This is a genomic window from Moritella sp., from assembly GCF_013215705.1.
Classification (GTDB): domain Bacteria; phylum Pseudomonadota; class Gammaproteobacteria; order Enterobacterales; family Moritellaceae; genus Moritella.
Genome location: NZ_JABSQR010000032.1, coordinates 12,991 through 32,464, shown reverse-complemented (window position 1 = coordinate 32,464; position 19,474 = coordinate 12,991). Strand labels below are relative to the sequence as shown.

The following is a 19,474-nucleotide window of genomic DNA, read 5'->3' as shown; positions in this document are numbered from 1 at the left end:
TGTCCTTTATACTCATATCCGTTGAGTGTCCATCGCATCTTCATCCTGAAGACTTTTCCTTGCAACCACATCCTGTGGTAAATCCTATTCGATAATCCATATCTAGTCAGTAATCCTTACCAACTATGTTGTGCGTCCTTACGGGTACCTACTATAGAGAAATCCAATATTGTCGCAATACGGAAATTAATTATTTTTCAAAATAAATACAAGATCCAAGTCACAAAAATAAATAAGTTGATTTATATCAATGTTTTAAATTTCAGGACAGGGTGTATCACATGAGCTAAAACGAATACGACCACAATAGATAAATGGCATATTCTTACAACTTAAATGGACAATGTCTTACAGTAAAACAATAAACTAGAAAATAATGTTCGCCTTTTTCAATAAAACCAACTAAGCGATAAGAATTGTTTATATAAAATGGGGTTATTTAGTGGATACGTAAGGAATGACTTCTAATTCTTTATTTTCGGAATAAACGATATCGTAAAATTGCGGTAAGTTGAAATTAGCAAAGGCACCTTCGTGACGAGATTCTTCCTGAGAGTTGGTATAAAAACGGTGCACACCTTTGATCAGTTCATCTTTATTGCCACTTAAATGCTGGTAAGTTTCTACGCGGTTAGCCTCATCAACAATATAAACATTAAAGCCGTTTTTATAATTCTCAAAAAAGAACTGCACTAATCCTTCTGATGAATGTGATTCCACCGCTAATGGCGTACCTTCAGCCGTCGTAGTTTTATCAATTCGTAGCGGCATTTGCTGTAATTTACGCTCTGAAATATGGTTATACAGATCCAAAGAGGTTTCAAGTTTACGAATAGAGACACCGCGGCGTTCAAAATAAATGCCAAAGCGGTCGTCACTAATCGTGATCATTTTCACAATCTGATCTTTATCACGCTGCAATCGGGTACTAATACAATCACGCACCAAGCGTTCGAAACTATGCCGGATCAAACCACGGAAATGTAAACTATAGCAAAAGACTTTAATTGAATCTGGTTCTGTTGCATCTTGATGCATCTTGCCCATGATCGTGGTTAATGCATCGACAATACGTTCTTCACCAGAAAAATGCAGCGTACGTACTTCATTCCAAGAATTACGATAAATCAGGTCGATACTACCGACTAAGCAAGCTTTACAATCACCAAATGAGAATACATCACTGGTATTGGTATCAAACTCAATAATACGACCGCCCCAATGGTTGGTCGGATCGTATTCTAAATTCAAAAATATGGATAAGTCGCGTATTTCACAAGGCCGGCTTAATGCTTGATTCGACGCAGGTTTGGCTTGAATAGGAAATTTATTTTTAAGATCTTTGCAGAATGAATTCAATACATCGCTATTCATATCTGAATCTTGGTTGAAAATATCCACTTGAGTGTTATCCGCCATCAAGCCATTGAAGTAACTCCATGCCACCAACTTACTCAGATAACCGTTATGCTCTAAAGGTTTACGACCAACAATCTGCATTGGGTCTAACGATGAATTATATAAGTACCAACCGGCATTATTAAAACGGCCATGGGGAACTTGCACAAAACTGAGTTGTTGTTCGGATAAGTCTGGCGAGATCTGGGGGTTAATGTAAGTCACTTTGCCCGGCAGAGACTCAAACGCGGCGTATAACTTACGCGATAAAATACCGATATCTGCTGGATTAATCGATTCACTAATATTATTACGACGGGCAAAACCAATCAGATTACGATAACCCTTCATCATGGCATCAAGTAATTCGGGATGTGCTTCTTGTACTTGTTCGATCTTCCAATTGTCACGATTATCCAGATGGGCAATACGATCAGGGTGCCAATTCCATTCACTAATGACTTCAGCCACAGAGGTACGGTGCCATTCTGGGCGCGCTAGTTTTTCTGCCGCGCAATTACCACTGAACATTTTCAAGTAAAAACAGCGACGTAATAAATCAACGCGAGCATTATCACCGATTTTTTCGAGATAGGCCGTTACTTTGATTAAAATCTGGTAATAGGTATCGTGTGATAATGCCAATTGCGGTGAAGAAGTTAATTGTTGTGAAGACGCCAATTGAAAATTTTCTTTCATTATTTGCGATAACAAGCGGTTATTTGGGTATTCCGCCGAATAAGCTTCCATTAATAAGGTTTTCAATACCGCTTTATAAGGAGAATCGATACCTTTATAGAGCTGCCACAACGCAGAACCAAAATATTCTTCAGCAGGAATACACGGGAAACCACCTAAATCGACCCACTCTTCGCGATCAATGACACCATCAGCCACCAATTGATCAACATAATCATCATAATGATTGTCAAATTCAACCGGTAAAATATGCCAAAGGCTTGGTTTACCGGCGATCCGCTGTGCACTACGATAAAATTCGTCGAGTAACAAGAAATGCTGAGCACTGCCACAACTTTCCTTCGTCATCACTGCATTATTCACTTTTCTAAATTTATCTTCAGCAATCAAGAAAAAGTTAACTTCAACATTAAAGGTCTCAGCCCACGCGGTTATCAGTGTGCATTTTTCCTCTAATAACTGCGCATCCTCATCACTCATGGCAGGATCGTGACATACCCAAATATCTAAATCACTACGCCAATTTTGACCGATAGAACCGGTACTCCCCATCGCATATAAGCTATATATTGGTGAACAAGTGACACATTTTTCATCATCTAGTGCTACATTTAATGAGGTTAAATAATCTTGTTGTTGTGCATCCGGGATAAATAAACAGATGCCGGTTGGCACTGCACCATCAAGATAAACAGGTAGGTTGGGGTGATTACAATGCAGTAAAAGAGGTAAAATAGCTGTCACTTTACGCCCGTTATCATCCATTAGGGATAAGGCGCGATCAAGTCTAAGTTGATTGAATAACTTAGCTTTACGTTTCAGTTCAACAATTTTATTCTGCAAAATAAAACCTTAAATGAGAGAAATCATGCTTAAATTCTGTTGATTTTTTACAACAAAATTTAGCCTATAAAGGCAGGCATAGAAGTGTGATGATGCTAACAGTTTTCTAGATAATGGTAAACTTATAGCACCAAAATAGTCACATTATTAATGTTGGATTAGAGCAACTTGGTATTCATATTATTATGGCCGTTCGTTAATTTGTTTCCTACTATTTAGACACGCTGATGTAAACCAATCAATTACGCGCACTTTATAGACAAAAAGCAGTAAAAAAGATCGCAAGCAATCAATTTAAATAAAATAATTGATTTAGGGGTTGCATAAACATTTAGATCTGGATAATATCTGCCTCCTCGATTAGGGGCGCTGCTTCAAAACAACGTTTCCAACATTAATCGAACGTATGGGGTCCTTAGCTCAGTTGGGAGAGCATCGCCCTTACAAGGCGAGGGTCACTGGTTCAAGCCCAGTAGGACCCACCACAAGTTATTAAGTTTGGTTAGTTATTTTGACGAGACTTTATAAAGAAAGAATACGGGGGCTGTTAGCTCAGTTGGTAGAGCAGTTGACTTTTAATCAATTGGTCGAAGGTTCAAATCCTTCACAGCCCACCACTTTCTTTAGTTCTGATACAGAACACACAGCATTGTCGCGGGATGGAGCAGTCTGGTAGCTCGTCGGGCTCATAACCCGAAGGTCGTAGGTTCAAATCCTGCTCCCGCAACCAGTTTAAACGATAGCCACAACTATCGCTAAAAAATATTGTGGGTCCTTAGCTCAGTTGGGAGAGCATCGCCCTTACAAGGCGAGGGTCACTGGTTCAAGCCCAGTAGGACCCACCACAAGTTATTAAGTTTGGTTAGTTATTTTGACGAGACTTTATAAAGAAAGAATACGGGGGCTGTTAGCTCAGTTGGTAGAGCAGTTGACTTTTAATCAATTGGTCGAAGGTTCAAATCCTTCACAGCCCACCACTTTCTTACTGTTATCTCTTACTATTAGATAAGCAGTGAAAACAAAATTGTCGCGGGATGGAGCAGTCTGGTAGCTCGTCGGGCTCATAACCCGAAGGTCGTAGGTTCAAATCCTGCTCCCGCAACCAGTTTAAACGATAGCCACAACTATCGCTAAAAAATATTGTGGGTCCTTAGCTCAGTTGGGAGAGCATCGCCCTTACAAGGCGAGGGTCACTGGTTCAAGCCCAGTAGGACCCACCACAAGTTATTAAGTTTGGTTAGTTATTTTGACGAGACTTTATAAAGAAAGAATACGGGGGCTGTTAGCTCAGTTGGTAGAGCAGTTGACTTTTAATCAATTGGTCGAAGGTTCAAATCCTTCACAGCCCACCACTTTCTTACCAGAATAAATAAAGAAACCTCGTTTATCGAGGTTTTTTTATACCTAAAATTTACCGCGTAATATCCCCACCTCAACACTTGACCTTCCCCTTGAGGTAAAGATTATCATCCCGTTATATTCATCATTCACTTTTAATGTATTTTACTTTATGCGCATAGTGCTATTAATTTTATTAGTATTAATAAACACATTCTCATTACCGCTTCAGGCAATGAGCATGCGAACTATGTCCGCGACTATGTCTTGTGATATGCAAGACATGCCGTGCTACGCTCAAGATAGTATAAGTAAAATGCAGCATGATAATCCGCAAGTTCAGCATGCCACAACCCCATATGATAACGATGATTGCAGCAATATGGATAATTGTAATGACTGTAATACCACCTGCGTATCATCATTTATTAATTACAATAATAAGCTGCTCTTAAACAGCTATAAACAAAGTAACTCGCTACGTTACGAATTAACCCCACCTCTAAAACAACACCAAGATAGCCTCTATCGACCTCCTCTCATTAATTGATTTTTAATCGTTTTTAAACACCAATTAATTAAGGGAATACCATGCCATCCAAATTTTATTTGGGGTTATTAGCATTACTGACATTAAATGTTAATGCCCAACAATTAACGCTATCTGTTGCAGAAGATATTGCGCTACAACGCGATCCCTCTACAACCTTATACCGTGCGCAACAAGCTAGCTTTAAAGCACAAGCCATCAGCCAATCGCAACTTGCCGATCCAATGATAAAACTCGGTTTAGCGAATGTACCGATCGACAGCTTTTCATTGTCAGACGATCCCATGACCCAATTTAGTCTTGGCCTATCACAACAGTTTTCACGGGGTGATACGCTCGAACTCAATGCCAAAGGATTTACCCTACAAACGCAACAAAGTATTCATCTAGCAGAAAATCGTCAATTGGAATTAAAACTGCAGATCAGAGAACTTTGGTTCGATATTCGTTTTACCCGTATGGCACAGCAGATACTGGTTAAAAATCAGGATCTGTTCCGTCAGAACGTAACCAATCTCTATCGCCAATTCGAACTTGGTTACAAACAAAATCAAGATCTAATAAAGGCAGAACTTGAACTAGCGAAATTTGATGACAAAATTTCCGCCTTTGCCCAGCAAGAGCAAGCCTTACGCGGACAACTGGTATCTTGGGTTGGCCCGCAAGCGTTTACCGACCTAGATCCGCAATTACCACAATGGTCACAAAGTCGTGAGTATGCGCAGATAGCACAGGTGCAACATTACGCATTACTCGCCAATCACCCACAAGTATTAGCCGCGCAACAAGCCATTGATATTGCTAAAAATACCATTGCCACAGCCAATGAATCGTATAAACCCGCATTCAAGGTGGATATTGGCTATGGTCACCGCGAATCCATGGACATGAATACCGGCTCTAGTCGTAGTGATTTAATCAGTGGTTTTATCACGATGAACGTGCCGCTTTTTACCAGTAACCGACAGGATCAAGTGGTGATCGCCGCGACCCAAGGTAAAGGCATGAAGCAAGCGGAAAAAGACCTATTACTAATAAAATTCAATGGCATATTAAATGGTGCTATCGCTAACTTCAGTAATACCGAAGCCCGGATGCAACGTTATCAAGACACGTTACTGGTACAAGCCAAATTAAATAGTGCGGCAGTCATGCAAGGCTACCAAGCTAATACCAATGATTTTGAACAAGTAATCAAAGCATTAATGGATGAACAGGCTTTCGAGCTCGAATATCATCAATTGCATTTCCAAAGTTTAAAAACTTTAGCCCGCATTCGCTACTTTCAAGCATTATAGAGGTCGACATGAAAACATTATTAGCCAGTTCAATCACATTGGCACTCGGTATTGCAGTAGGTGCCTGGTTTACCAATCCACCAACAAATAATACCGACACTACCGCCACACCAAGTATCCTCTATTGGGTCGCACCAATGGATGCCAACTACCGTCGTGATCAACCCGGTAAATCACCAATGGGCATGGATCTAGTCCCTGTTTATGCCGACACGAAAGCAGCAGAACCAGCGCTACTCTATTGGGTCGCGCCCATGGATGCTAACTATCGTCGCGATAAACCGGGTCTATCGCCAATGGGCATGGACTTGATCCCGGTTTATGCCGATGCGACAACCGCAAACGATGCCGGTTTAGTCACTATCTCAGCGCGAGTAGAAAATAACTTAGGGGTACGCGCTCAAACAGCCGTATTGCGCCCTTTCATTGCCGAGATCAATACCGTCGGAATGTTAGAGTTTAATCAAGATACCTTGTGGCAAATTAACAGCCGCGTATCGGGCTGGGTCGATAAGCTTTATATTAATAGCGAAGGTGAATATGTAAATAAAGGCCAAAAACTACTTTCTCTGTATTCACCCGAGCTCATCAAAGCACAGGAAGAGCTGCTTAATACCTTACGCATCGGCAATAAAACCCTGATCGCGTCAGCCAAACATCGATTATCGGCATTGGGCATCAGCCAAAACCAAATCAACCAAGTTAACCGCAGGAAAAAAGTACTGCAGAACATCACTATTTATGCGCCTGAATCCGGTTACATCACTAAATTAAGCATCCGTGAAGGTGCTTACATTTCCCCGTCAGCACAAATCGTCGAAGCCGGTCAGTTAACCGAAATATGGCTGCAAGCCGAGGTATTTGAATCACAGGCCGGATTAGTGCAAGTGGGTGATAAAGCAGAAATGCAATTAGACAGTTTTCCAGGTAAAACTTGGCTTGGTGAAGTCGATTATATTTATCCGGTCTTAAATGCGGTCACCCGAACCTTAAAAGTACGGGTCAAGATTGTGAACACAGATAAGCAATTAAAACCGAATATGTTCGCAAGATTAAAATTAATTAGCCAAATACAAACCGATTCAGTACAAGTACCACGTGAAGCGATTATTCGCGCCGGTAATTTTGATCGTATCGTACTTGCCAAAGGCAATGGCCAATATCAGTCAGTCAAGATCACCTTAGGCAGAGAGTCCGCAGGTTATGTGGAAGTGTTAGCGGGTTTAAACGATGGCGATAACGTGGTCACCAGCGCGCAATTTTTGATTGACTCAGAATCGAGTCTCACCGCCGATTTTGCTCGTATTGGGGCTAGAGATAATAGGGAAATGGAAGGCATGGACCATAGCCAAATGCAGCAAACCGAAAAACCAGCGACCCCCACTGCAGATGAAGACCTGTCTTGGTTAGACTTTGATGATGAGGGAGAGCTGTAATGATCAAGAAAATAATTGAATGGTCGATTAACAATCGCATCATGGTGTTACTCGCCACCTTAGTGGTACTGATCTACGGCAGTTATGTGATCAAAAATACCCCCATTGATGCGATCCCCGATCTGTCCGATGTCCAGGTTATTATTAAAACCAGTTACCCCGGACAAGCACCTCAGGTAGTCGAAGACCAAGTCACCTATCCACTGACAACGGCGATGTTATCTGTACCCGGAGCTAAAACGGTACGTGGCTATTCGTTCTTCGGTGATTCCTATGTTTACGTCATCTTTGCTGATGGCACCGACATGTACTGGGCGCGTTCACGGGTGTTAGAATACTTATCGCAAGTAACGCCAAATTTACCCAGCACTGCTAAACCGGCGTTAGGCCCTGATGCGACGGGTGTGGGTTGGGTATATTCTTATGCCCTTACCGATACCAGCGGTAATCACGATTTAAGCCAACTGCGCAGCATTCAAGATTGGTTTTTAAAGTATGAACTGCAAACCGTGCCCGGTGTATCTGAAGTCGCCACGGTTGGTGGTATGGTTAAGCAATACCAGATCATTGTCGACCCCGATAAACTGCGCAGTTATCAGATCCCATTATCATTGATCACTAAAGCGATTAAAGATGGGAATCAAGAAGCGGGTGCCAGCGTCATCGAAATGGGCGAAGCCGAATACATGGTACGTGCCAATGGCTACATTAGCTCAATTGATGACTTGAAAAACATCCCCTTAAAGCTCAGCAGTACGGGCACGCCATTACTGCTTGGTGATGTCGCCGATATTGTACTGGGTCCACAAATGCGCCGTGGCGTTTCCGAACTAAACGGTGAAGGTGAAGTGGTGGGTGGTATTATCGTCATGCGCTATAACGAGAATGCACGTGAAGTGATCGCCGCAGTAAAAGCCAAACTAAAAACCTTACAAGCCTCATTACCAACTGGTGTTGAGATTGTGCCCACTTATGATCGCTCGACATTAATCGATAATGCAGTCGAGAATCTCTACCTGAAATTACTGGAAGAATTTCTTGTCGTTATCGTAGTTTGTGCCTTGTTTTTATTCCATATTCGTAGTTCGTTAGTGGTGTTAGTCAGTTTACCGGTTGGCATCATGGTGGCCTTTATCATCATGTCATGGCAAGGCATTAATGCCAACATCATGTCTCTCGGTGGTATTGCGATCGCGATTGGTGCCATGGTTGATGGCGCAATTGTGATGGTAGAAAATGTCCATAAACACATGGAGAAAACCCCGCTAACTAATACCAATCGTTGGCAGGTGATCGCGAAAGCGGCGTCTGAAGTGGGCCCGGCACTGTTTTTCTCGTTACTGATCATTACCTTTAGCTTTGTGCCCGTGTTTGTACTGGAAGGACAAGAAGGCAAAATGTTTGCACCTCTGGCCTTCACCAAAACCTACTCAATGGCCGCAGCAGCTGGACTGGCAGTCACCTTAGTGCCCGTCTTAATGGGTTACTTCATCCGCGGTAAAGTATTACCTGAGCATAAAAACCCGATTAACCGCGGGTTAGTTGCGCTATACCGTCCGGTGCTGGCATTAAGCTTAAAAGCCCCGGTATTGTTACTTTGCCTCGTGGCCGGGTTATTAGTCGTCGGTTTTTATCCGGTGAATAAAATCGGCAGTGAATTTATCCCGCCATTGGATGAAGGCGATCTCATGTATATGCCCACAACCTACCCCGGTATCAGCATAGGTAAAGCCAGAGAATTATTGCAACAAACCAACAAATTGATCAAAACAGTGCCCGAAGTAGAACGGGTTTGGGGTAAAGCAGGACGTGCCGAAACCGCCACCGATGCAGCGCCATTAACGATGATAGAAACCTTTATTACGTTAAAACCCAAGGCGCAGTGGCGAGAAGGCATGACCTCAGAAGGTTTACGTCAAGAACTGGATCAATTAGTGCAATTCCCAGGGGTAACCAACGCCTGGGTGATGCCAATCAAAACCCGTACCGATATGCTCGCGACAGGGATTAAAACCCCGATTGGCATCAAGATCGCCGGTGAAAAGTTAGTTGAAATCGAAAAAATAGGTAAACAGATAGAGAAAATCTTGCTTAACGTACCCGGTACTGCGTCCGCTTATGCCGAACGCGTCGCCGGTGGCCGTTATGTTAAGGTTGATATTCAACGTGAAAAAGCCGCGCGTTATGGCCTTAACATTGTCGATGTTCAAGCCGTGATCGCCACCGCAGTCGGTGGTATGAACGTGACACAGACAATTGAAGGTTTAGAGCGCTATCCGGTGAATATCCGTTATCCTCAAACTTATCGCGACAGCATCAAACAGATGAAGTTATTACCGCTGGTCACACCGCAAGGCGCGCGGATCGCCTTAGGTGATGTCGCCAATATCTACGTAGAAGACGGCGCACCGATGATCAAGACCGAAAATGCCCGCCCGAACGGTTGGATTTATGTGGATATTGATGGCCGCGACCTTGGCTCTTATGTGATCGATGCCCAGCAAGCAGTAGCCGAACAGCTCGTCTTACCGGCGGGTTATTCAATTACCTGGTCGGGGCAATACGAATATATGCAACGTGCTAAAGCCACGCTATCGGTCGTGATCCCCGCCACATTAGTAATCATTGTACTATTACTGTATTTGGCTTTCCGCCGCGTTGGCGAAGTGTTACTTATTTTAGCCACCCTGCCCCTGGCTATGATTGGCGGTATCTGGTTGTTATATTTACTCAACTATAATTTCTCCATTGCCGTTGGGGTTGGCTTTATCGCCTTGGCCGGGGTGTCAGTCGAAATTGGTGTGATCATGTTAGTGTATTTAAATCAATCATTAGACAGTGCACTGGCAACCGGTCAGTTAACCAAAGCAAAATTACAGCAAGCGGTGATGGATGGTGCCGGACTTCGGGTGCGTCCCGTGATGATGACCGTCGCGACGGTGATCATAGGTTTAGTACCCATTATGTATGGTGACGGTACCGGTTCACAAGTAATGCAACGTATTGCAGCACCTATGATTGGCGGCATGGGTTCAGCCGTTATTCTGACATTATTAGTATTACCAGCGTCTTTCTACTTGTGGAAATCAGTCAGTTTAAGATCTCAAATGATTGATTAACACAGTCTAGTAACAATAAATAAATTAAGTTTTTATATAACAAGGAAGCAATATTATGTTTAAACAGATAACCCTAGCAATCGCACTTAGCGCCGCAATAAGTTCACCGGCATTTGCCCACAGCGATGGTGACGGTCACTGTAAAGATACCCAACTCGGCAGTATAATGAAAGAGATGAGTGATGATTTAAAAGCCTATGTCGGTGCATTTAAGCGTGGAGACCAAGCCGCAATGCAAATTCAGATGACAAAATTATTGACGAATAGCACGAAGGCTAAAGATGAAGTACCGTTAAAACTGCAGCAAGACATGAAAGGTATGGACCACAGCAATATGGCGAATATGAAAAACATGAAAGGCATGGACCACAGCAATATGGCGAATATGCAAAACATGAAAGACATGGACCACAGCAGTATGGCGAATATGGACGGCATGGATCATAGTACCCATATGCAACATATGGCTTACCAGCAAGGTATGGGCAAATTAACACACCTTTTTAACCAGTTGCAAGACGCAACAACAAAAGGTGAAGTTAAAACGGCCCTTGGCAACATTAAGCAGCACATCAAGAAAAGTCATAAAGCCTTCCGCCTTAATTGCGACTAGTTAATCGTCATTAATTTATAAAGCTGCAGCACAACGCGCTGCAGCTTCATAACCAACGCTTAAAGCATTATCTCAACCTTGCCACGATTTATCTATCTCGCCTGTTCTCACTAAATAATTTACTACTTTTGGCCCAATTACCTATGTTATGGAGTCGTTAAATAAGCGGTATTTTTTACAAATAACCCCATTTTAGATCAACTATTAACAGATTAAATCTGTTAATATTTAGCCAATCTAGTTAAATTTGGAAATAACATGGCAACTGAAACACTAAGAATTGCAACCCGTAAGAGCCCACTTGCAATGTGGCAAGCTGAATATGTAAAAGCACGTCTAGAAGCGATCCATCAAAATCTTACCGTTGAATTAATTCCAATGGTAACCAAGGGTGACATCATTTTAGATACGCCGTTAGCAAAAGTGGGTGGTAAAGGTCTTTTTGTGAAAGAGCTTGAAGTGGCAATACTTGAAAACCGTGCTGATATCGCCGTGCATTCAATGAAAGATGTGCCAGTTGAATTTCCAGAAGGTTTAGGCTTAGAAGTCATTTGTGAACGTGAAGACCCTCGTGATGCATTTGTTTCAAATACCTACCGTCAGATTGAAGAACTACCACCGGGGGCAATCGTTGGTACGTGTAGCTTACGCCGTCAATGCCAGTTAAGCGAAGCCCGTCCAGATCTAAAAATTATGGACTTACGTGGTAACGTGAATACACGTTTGAACAAGCTTGATAACAAAGATTATGATGCCATCATTTTAGCGGCTGCGGGTCTAAAACGTCTGGATATGGAATACCGTATTGCTAGCTATATTGAGCCAGAGCAAAGTCTGCCAGCTGTAGGCCAAGGCGCTGTAGGCATTGAATGCCGCATTGATGATAAACGTGTAAAAGTATTACTCGCACCATTAAACCACGCATTAACCAGTGATCGCGTATTGGCAGAACGGGCGATGAACTTAGCACTTGAAGGAGGTTGCCAGGTACCTATCGGTAGCTATGCACTAATCGACGGTGATGAGTTGTGGTTACGTGGACTGGTTGGTAAGCCTGACGGCACCGAAGTTATCCGCGCCGAGATCCGCGGTGACCGCAATAATGCCCATCAACTGGGTTTAGAACTTGCTGAAAAACTGTTAGCACAAGGTGCTAAAGAAATTTTAGCCGCTGTTTACGACTCATCTGACGCATGAAGATCAGGGCGTTAATCACTCGCCCACGTGTTAAAGGCGAACAATTAGCTCGCCAAATTACGGCTGCCGATGGCGCAGCCTTATGCTGTCCATTTATCGAAATTTCGGCAGGACAACAGTTTACTAAAGTCAGCTCATTACTGGCCGAATTACAGCCTGATGACTATATTATTGCCATAAGCGATAATGCTGTAAATTATGCTAACACCAGCCTAATAAACGCAAATAGAGCTTGGCCACAGAAAATTAACTATATTGCAGTGGGTCCAACGACAGCACTGAGCTGGCAGAAGTACGGTATCAATCACGCCCAAATACCCGATACACATGATAGTGAAGGGGTGCTAAAATTACTCTCCAACACATCAGTAGAACACAAAAAAATTGTCATTCTACGCGGTAATGGTGGCCGAGAAACGCTGGCCGAAGATCTCACTCAACGCACCGCAAACGTGACGTATTGTGAAGTGTATCAACGAACTGCTCCAGATTATGATCCAGATATGCTGATTAATAAGTGGCAACAATTCGCTATCAATAGTGTTATTATCACTAGCGGTGAAATTCTAGGTAATCTGATAAAAACGATACCCTACACAGCGTTACCTTGGATACTGAACTTACACTTTATTGTTCCTAGTCAACGAATAGCAGCACTTGCTCATACGTTAGGAATAGAACACGTCACCATTGCGACTGGTGCATCAAATGATTCATTATTTAATGCTATTAAGCAATTGGATATGCAGATAGGAATAAGCTAAATGACAGACAAGAAGAATAGCAGTCAAAGTGCCAATACTAAAACAACAAATAATGGCTCGACAGCAACGGAAGGTAAACCCGCAAGTAAAGCAGGTGTAGTCACAGGTGCTGTAGCTATATTATTAACGCTAGGGCTTGGTGCGGGTCTTTATTATCATAGTCATCAACAACATCAGTTGCAACAGCAAGTATTGTCAAAGCTGCAAGCACAGCTACAAGATCAAAAAGATATCCAACAATCGTTACGCCTACAGCTCAGCGCAGACAAGCAAATCGTGGCTAGCCAATTAACCAAAACTACGCAACAACTGACTAAGATCCAAAGCAGCGAAGAGTTAACGGCTGCCCAATTGGAAACCGTACAGTTGGCGATAGCTAACCTGAAAATGCGTAACCCTAATGAATGGATGCTCGCAGAAGCCGAATATTTAATTCGTATCGCCGGTCGTAAGATAGCTTTAGAGCAAGATATTGATACCAGCCTCGCATTATTATCATCAGCAAGTCGTCGTCTAACGCAATTAAATGATCCGAGCCTATTACCGCTGCGTAAGGTAATTGAGCAAGACATTACCACGCTGAGTAAATTACCCCGCATTGATCATGATGGTTTAGCGTTAAAACTCGCGATCCAAGCAGAAGAAGTTGATAACTTGGCATTAGCTGGGTTTACCCGTCCAGAAGTCGTGGCCTCTGAGACGCAATTGTCGAGTGATAGCGCTGACTGGAAAGCCAACTTAACTAAATCATGGAAATCGTTCAGCGATAATTTTATTACCATTCGCCGTCAAGATAACTCTGTCGATGCGCTGCTATCACCACAAACAGCTTGGTATTTAACTGAAAATTTAAAAACCCAATTATTACAAGCTGAGTTAGCCGTACATCGTCAAGACCAAGCTAAATTTAAACAAGCGCTAAAAACAGCCAAAGCGTGGATAAAACGTTATTACGACGTCAACCAGCCAGCAACAAAAAGTATGCTAACGAGTCTGGATAGTCTCAGTAACGTGATCATAACGACAACATACCCAACTAAATTAAACAGTGCCGCATTGATTCAAACGACAATTAGAGATCGTAAAATCAACGCATTAACAAATAACACTGGCGCAGAATAAGCGGAGGCAGAGAACATGGTTAGATTTATAGTATTAATCGCACTGCTGCTTGCAGGTGCAATAGTTGCCCCTTACTTAATCGGCAATAAAGGTTATGTGATGATTGCGGCCGGAGACTATATCATTGATGCAACGGTGAGCAGTGCCGTGATCATGGTCGTTGGCTTCTATTTTGCGTTATTAGCGATCGAAGCATTAATCAATAAACTGACTCACAGTCTAGGTTGGTTTAATCGTTATCATCAAGCTCGTGCTAAAATACAAACAGAAAAAGGCATCTTAGCATTAGTCAGTGGCGATTTTAAAAAAGCAGAAACGTTAACTTTAAAAGCAGCCAAAAAAGCACGAGTACCAGTATTAAACTACCTTACTGCGGCGCAATCCGCACAAGAATTGGGTAATGAAAGAAAACGTGATGAGTATTTGTTATTAGCGCTCGAGAACGCCGATAAAAATACCCTTGCAGTCGAGCTCACCCAAGCCAAATTGCAAATTCAGCAGCAACAATTTGAACAAGCATTTGTATCTCTGTGCACTTTACATGGCAAATATCCAAAGCATAAAGTGGTACTCGCGTTATTCAAAGACGTGTGTATTGAAAGAAAAGAATGGGGCCAATTACTCGCGCTTATTCCCCCCTTGCAAAAACAAAAATTATTAACCTCAAATGAAGCAGATGAGCTAAGTAAACATAGTCATTTCCAACATTTAGGTGAAGTAGCTAAACAGCAAGGTAGTACAGGTTTGCTTGATACTTGGAGCGCATTGCCTAAGACACTGAAACATGACGGCCGCTATTTAGCTGAAACAGCAAGCCTATTGATGGGTCGTAATGATCACCGATCTGCTTACCTGCTGATGATGGATGCGTTAAGTAATGAGTTATATCCAGAGCTGATCCGTTTAACGCCAAAATTAAACCTGACTGACTACCACGCCTTGATCGAACGCCTTAAGCGCCTACAAAAAACACGTGAAGGTTCTGGCCTATTAGCAGTATGTATTGGTCAGTTAATGGTGAAAGAAGGTCGCTGGAATGAAGCTGTTGACGAATTAAGCCAAGGCATAAACCAATCACCGTCTACCTCTGCTTATTCCGCGCTCGCACACGCCTACGAGAAATTAGGTCTAGTTAATGATGCCAACACAACCTATAAACAAAGTTTAAACTATCATCAGCAAGCTTAGTTAACATTGCTAAATTGAAGATAATAAAAAAGCCGTAACAAATGTTACGGCTTTTTTATTACGAGCAAATTAACTATCAATTAAATGAATTCAAATGCATCACCATATAAATGCTCTTTCACACCTAATGGCGCAAAGTCAGTACGCGCCGCACCCACCATTTCAAAGCGACCCGCGATATAGATATCACACGCAGCTAAATCTGCAACATCATCCATCACCACTTTATGCACTTGGCCAATTTTACCAGACCATTGTTCTGGCGCCGTTTCGACGACAGGAATAAACGTCACCTGTGGGTGCGCGGCAGCTAATTCTTCTGCCAACGAGAATGCATATAAATGCGATGCTTCACGTGCACCCCAATATAATGAGATTGGACGAGAGCTAACTTCTACAGCTCGTTCTAAAATAGATTTTGTGTAAGAAAAACCAGTGCCGCCTGCAATTAATACTAAAGGACGCTCAGACTCTTCTCTTAGGCCAGCATTCCCCCCTGGCAGTTCAACTTCAATAGTGCCTGATTTTAGTCTTTCCACTACTTGCATTGCATACGAATTTTGTTCTGATGCGCCAATATGCAATTCTAAAATATCATCATTACTTGGATTTGAAGCAATAGAAAATGGGCGCTTGTCGTCTTCAGCCATGACCACCATTAGATATTGTCCAGCCTGGAACTCAACTTTTTGTTCTGGCTTTAACTTCACGTTAAATACAGTCTCTGTATACGACTCTAATAATGTCACTTCACACTTAATTCTTAACATACATTCCCTTTCAATCTCAATCTCTGACAAGCACGAATTTCTATGATCTAGCTCATTTATATCACAAAATCCCTAATTCGTCCCATAAATCATCGACCCGCTGCTTAACCTTCTCATCCATCACAATCGGTACACCCCATTCGCGATCTGTCTCACCCGGCCATTTATTAGTTGCATCCATGCCCATTTTTGAGCCAAGCCCCGATACCGGTGATGCAAAATCAAGGTAATCAATTGGCGTATTCTCAATCAGCGTGGTATCACGCGCAGGATCCATGCGAGTGGTAATTGCCCAGATCACATCATTCCAATCGCGCGCATTAATATCATCATCACAGACGATCACAAATTTGGTATACATAAACTGGCGTAAGAATGACCATACCCCCAGCATCACGCGTTTCGCATGGCCTGGATATTGTTTCTTAATTGTGACTATCGCCATGCGATAAGAGCAACCTTCTGGCGGTAAATAAAAATCAACAATTTCAGGATATTGCTTTTTTAAAATCGGCACAAAGACTTCGTTCAACGCCACACCCAGTACCGCAGGTTCATCGGCAGGACGGCCTGTATACGTCGAATGATAAATGGCATCTTTACGCATAGTGATGTGCGTCACCGTAAAGACAGGAAAAGAGTCAGTCTCGTTATAATAACCAGTATGATCACCATAAGGGCCCTCTTCTGCCATTTCGCCCGGTGCGATGTAGCCTTCCAAAATAATTTCAGCACCCGCAGGCACGTCTAAATCATTGGAAATAGACTTAACTACTTCAGTACGACTACCCCGTAATAAACCTGCAAAAGCATATTCAGATAACGAGTCAGGTACCGGCGTTACCGCCCCTAAAATTGTTGCGGGATCAGCACCTAGCGCCACAGACACAGGGTAGTTTTCACCTGGGTGTAGTTCTTGGAATTCTTTAAAATCCAGCGCACCACCACGATGTGATAACCAACGCATAATTAATTTGTTTTTACTCAGCACTTGCTGACGATAAATACCTAAATTCTGACGTTTTTTATAAGGACCTTGGGTGATCGTTAAACCCCAGGTAATTAATGGGGCCACGTCTCCTGGCCAGCAATGCTGAATAGGGATCTGACTTAAATCAACGTCATCGCCTGTTAACACGATTTCCTGACAAGGTGCTTTACGCAGTCTTTTGGTGGGCATATTCAGCACCTGTTTAAATATCGGTACTTTTTCCATTAACTCTTTAAAACCTTTCGGCGGCTCAGGTTCTTTTAAATAAGCTAACCACTCACCCACTTCACGCAGTTCACTGACGCTTTCACGACCCATGCCCATCGCCACGCGATCGGGTGTACCAAACAGATTACCCAATACCGGCATAGTATGACCTTTCGGATTTTCAAATAATAATGCCGGACCGCCTGCTTTTAATGTGCGATCGCAAATTTCCGTCATTTCTAAATACGGGTCAATTTCTTGATGAATACGTTTTAATTCGCCTTTACTTTCAAGTAAGGCAATAAAGTCTCTCAGATCTTTATATTTCATAAACAATTCCACGCTATTTTTTGAAAAAAAAACGCCACACACTTGTTATAAAAACAAAATGTATGGCGTTTATTTTAAATATTAATCACAGACAGTTAACTTAAACGATTATTATTTTTGCTTCTTCATTGCTTCGAAGAATTGATCATTCGTTTTCGTCATGGCCAGCTTATCAATCAGGAATTCCATCGCATCAATCTCACCCATTGGATGAATGATCTTACGTAGGATCCACATTTTTTGTAGCTCATTTTTATCTGCTAATAGTTCTTCACGACGGGTACCTGAACGCGTGAAATCAATAGCAGGATAAATACGACGTTCTGCAATTTTACGATTAAGGTGTAACTCTTGGTTACCTGTACCTTTAAATTCTTCGTAAATGACCTCGTCCATTTTCGAACCAGTATCAATCAATGCTGTTGCGATAATAGTTAAAGAACCACCTTCTTCAACTTTACGTGCAGCACCAAAGAAACGTTTTGGACGGTGTAATGCATTGGCATCAACACCACCAGATAAAATCTTACCGGATGATGGTGTGATCGTATTGTAAGCACGTGCCAGACGGGTGATAGAATCCAGCAAGATGATCACGTCTTTTTTGTGTTCTACAAGACGCTTGGCTTTTTCAATCATCATTTCTGCTACTTGTACATGACGGCTCGCAGGCTCATCAAAAGTAGAAGCAATAACTTCACCACGTACCAGACGGCGCATCTCTGTTACTTCTTCCGGACGTTCATCGATAAGTAGAACCATCAATATCGCATCGGGATGATTTAACGCAATTGAAGAGGCAATGTTTTGTAATAACATGGTTTTACCGGCTTTCGGCGGTGCCACAATTAAACCACGTTGACCTTTACCGATCGGCGCACTTAAATCAAGAATACGTGCGGTAATATCTTCGGTACTGCCATTACCACGTTCTAAACGAAGACGTTCAATAGGGTGGATTGGCGTTAGGTTTTCAAAGAGGATTTTATTACGAGAGTTTTCTGGACGGTCATAGTTAACTTGGTCAATCTTTAACAGCGCAAAATAGCGTTCGCCATCTTTTGGCGGTCTAATTTTACCGCCAACGGTATCACCCGTTCGCAAGTTAAAGCGACGTATCTGACTTGGTGATACATAAATATCATCAGGTCCGGCGAGATATGAGCTGTCTGCTGAACGCAAGAACCCAAAGCCATCCTGCAAGATCTCTAAAACACCATCACCAAAAATGTCCTCGCCGCTTTTCGCGTGAGCTTTTAGGATCGAGAAGATGATATCTTGTTTTCTTAAGCGAGCCAGATTTTCTAGACCCATAGATTCGCCCAGTTTTACAAGTTCAGAAACTGGTGTGTTTTTTAATTCGGTTAAATTCATAATGATGAGTTCGAGCTTATGCAACCTTTGCGTAACGGGAGTCAACCAAGGATAAAGTAATTGAATCAATGATCGAGTGTGTGAAACATTAACTAAGTAATGAATCGATATTTTTGAGTTATTGAATCAATGATTGGATCATTGATTATGATGCCTGATTCGACACATAGAACAATAAACGAACAGTGAAATTAGCATTAATAATTTTATTCGTCCACTGAATAGTAGCATACTGAC

The 19,474-nt window shown here is 42.3% G+C and carries 12 protein-coding genes and 8 tRNA genes; 16 read left to right on the top strand and 4 right to left on the bottom strand.

Features of this window, described 5'->3' with window-relative positions; translation table 11 throughout:
- Positions 1-435 precede the first annotated feature (435 nt).
- Positions 436-2,940 carry a class I adenylate cyclase gene (locus HRT96_RS18375; protein WP_293159582.1) on the bottom strand — a complete coding sequence of 835 codons (2,505 nt, stop codon included), beginning with the start codon at positions 2,938-2,940 and terminating at the stop codon, positions 436-438.
- Between the two features lie 409 nt (positions 2,941-3,349).
- Between HRT96_RS18375 and HRT96_RS18370 the strand changes: the two genes are divergently transcribed.
- The 16 genes from HRT96_RS18370 to HRT96_RS18295 all read left to right on the top strand — a co-directional run bounded on the left by HRT96_RS18370 (position 3,350) and on the right by HRT96_RS18295 (position 15,565).
- Positions 3,350-3,425 (top strand) — tRNA-Val (locus tag HRT96_RS18370).
- 56 nt (positions 3,426-3,481) lie between these two features.
- Positions 3,482-3,557 (top strand) — tRNA-Lys (locus HRT96_RS18365).
- A gap of 36 nt (positions 3,558-3,593) precedes the next feature.
- Positions 3,594-3,670, top strand: a tRNA-Met gene (locus HRT96_RS18360).
- A 39-nt stretch (positions 3,671-3,709) separates the two neighbouring features.
- Positions 3,710-3,785 (top strand) — tRNA-Val (locus HRT96_RS18355).
- 56 nt (positions 3,786-3,841) lie between these two features.
- Positions 3,842-3,917, top strand: a tRNA-Lys gene (locus HRT96_RS18350).
- A gap of 51 nt (positions 3,918-3,968) precedes the next feature.
- Positions 3,969-4,045 (top strand) — tRNA-Met (locus HRT96_RS18345).
- Between the two features lie 39 nt (positions 4,046-4,084).
- A tRNA-Val gene (locus HRT96_RS18340) sits at positions 4,085-4,160 on the top strand.
- Positions 4,161-4,216: 56 nt separating this feature from the next.
- Positions 4,217-4,292, top strand: a tRNA-Lys gene (locus HRT96_RS18335).
- Positions 4,293-4,869: 577 nt separating this feature from the next.
- Positions 4,870-6,126 carry a TolC family protein gene (locus HRT96_RS18330; RefSeq protein ID WP_293159581.1) on the top strand — a complete coding sequence of 419 codons (1,257 nt, stop codon included), beginning with the start codon at positions 4,870-4,872 and terminating at the stop codon, positions 6,124-6,126.
- An 8-nt stretch (positions 6,127-6,134) separates the two neighbouring features.
- On the top strand, positions 6,135-7,562 hold the full coding sequence (locus tag HRT96_RS18325) for an efflux RND transporter periplasmic adaptor subunit (RefSeq protein WP_293159580.1): 1,428 nt from the start codon (positions 6,135-6,137) through the stop codon (positions 7,560-7,562).
- Entirely contained in the window at positions 7,562-10,681 is a 3,120-nt protein-coding gene (locus HRT96_RS18320; protein WP_293159579.1) for an efflux RND transporter permease subunit, read from the top strand. The genes HRT96_RS18325 and HRT96_RS18320 overlap by 1 nt, the downstream gene beginning before the upstream one ends.
- Positions 10,682-10,736: 55 nt before the next feature.
- A complete protein-coding gene (locus tag HRT96_RS18315; protein WP_293159578.1) occupies positions 10,737-11,294 on the top strand; it encodes a copper resistance protein CopA in 558 nt (185 codons plus the stop codon).
- A 258-nt stretch (positions 11,295-11,552) separates the two neighbouring features.
- The gene (gene hemC / locus HRT96_RS18310; protein WP_293159577.1) at positions 11,553-12,491 is read left to right on the top strand and encodes a hydroxymethylbilane synthase; all 939 of its coding nucleotides are present in this window, start codon (positions 11,553-11,555) and stop codon (positions 12,489-12,491) included.
- Positions 12,488-13,255, top strand: a complete 768-nt coding sequence (locus HRT96_RS18305) for a uroporphyrinogen-III synthase (RefSeq protein ID WP_293159576.1) — start codon at positions 12,488-12,490, stop codon at positions 13,253-13,255. Before hemC ends, HRT96_RS18305 begins: the two co-directional genes overlap by 4 nt.
- Positions 13,256-14,377, top strand: a complete 1,122-nt coding sequence (locus tag HRT96_RS18300) for a uroporphyrinogen-III C-methyltransferase (RefSeq protein ID WP_293159575.1) — start codon at positions 13,256-13,258, stop codon at positions 14,375-14,377.
- Positions 14,378-14,392: 15 nt separating this feature from the next.
- The gene (locus HRT96_RS18295) at positions 14,393-15,565 is read left to right on the top strand and encodes a heme biosynthesis HemY N-terminal domain-containing protein (protein WP_293159574.1); all 1,173 of its coding nucleotides are present in this window, start codon (positions 14,393-14,395) and stop codon (positions 15,563-15,565) included.
- 80 nt (positions 15,566-15,645) lie between these two features.
- Here HRT96_RS18295 and fre read toward each other — a convergent pair whose 3' ends face one another.
- From fre to rho, 3 genes are all read right to left on the bottom strand, one after another.
- Positions 15,646-16,335 carry an NAD(P)H-flavin reductase gene (fre, locus tag HRT96_RS18290; protein WP_293159573.1) on the bottom strand — a complete coding sequence of 230 codons (690 nt, stop codon included), beginning with the start codon at positions 16,333-16,335 and terminating at the stop codon, positions 15,646-15,648.
- Between the two features lie 61 nt (positions 16,336-16,396).
- Complete coding sequence (gene ubiD, locus HRT96_RS18285) at positions 16,397-17,863, bottom strand: 4-hydroxy-3-polyprenylbenzoate decarboxylase (protein WP_293159572.1); 1,467 nt, start codon at positions 17,861-17,863, stop codon at positions 16,397-16,399.
- 111 nt (positions 17,864-17,974) lie between these two features.
- Positions 17,975-19,237, bottom strand: coding sequence for a transcription termination factor Rho (gene rho / locus HRT96_RS18280; protein WP_006030845.1), 1,263 nt, complete (start codon positions 19,235-19,237; stop codon positions 17,975-17,977).
- Between the last annotated feature and the right edge of the window lie 237 nt (positions 19,238-19,474).

Bases quoted from the DNA above. Each gene is read 5' to 3' on its own strand.
- hemC (WP_293159577.1), top strand. From the start codon at position 11,553: ATGGCAACTGAAACACTAAGAATTGCAACCCGTAAGAGCCCACTTGCA.
- HRT96_RS18305 (WP_293159576.1), top strand. From the start codon at position 12,488: ATGAAGATCAGGGCGTTAATCACTCGCCCACGTGTTAAAGGCGAACAA.
- HRT96_RS18300 (WP_293159575.1), top strand. From the start codon at position 13,256: ATGACAGACAAGAAGAATAGCAGTCAAAGTGCCAATACTAAAACAACA.
- HRT96_RS18320 (WP_293159579.1), top strand. From the start codon at position 7,562: ATGATCAAGAAAATAATTGAATGGTCGATTAACAATCGCATCATGGTG.
- HRT96_RS18325 (WP_293159580.1), top strand. From the start codon at position 6,135: ATGAAAACATTATTAGCCAGTTCAATCACATTGGCACTCGGTATTGCA.
- HRT96_RS18315 (WP_293159578.1), top strand. From the start codon at position 10,737: ATGTTTAAACAGATAACCCTAGCAATCGCACTTAGCGCCGCAATAAGT.
- rho (WP_006030845.1), bottom strand. From the start codon at position 19,237: ATGAATTTAACCGAATTAAAAAACACACCAGTTTCTGAACTTGTAAAA.
- ubiD (WP_293159572.1), bottom strand. From the start codon at position 17,863: ATGAAATATAAAGATCTGAGAGACTTTATTGCCTTACTTGAAAGTAAA.
- HRT96_RS18330 (WP_293159581.1), top strand. From the start codon at position 4,870: ATGCCATCCAAATTTTATTTGGGGTTATTAGCATTACTGACATTAAAT.
- fre (WP_293159573.1), bottom strand. From the start codon at position 16,335: ATGTTAAGAATTAAGTGTGAAGTGACATTATTAGAGTCGTATACAGAG.
- HRT96_RS18295 (WP_293159574.1), top strand. From the start codon at position 14,393: ATGGTTAGATTTATAGTATTAATCGCACTGCTGCTTGCAGGTGCAATA.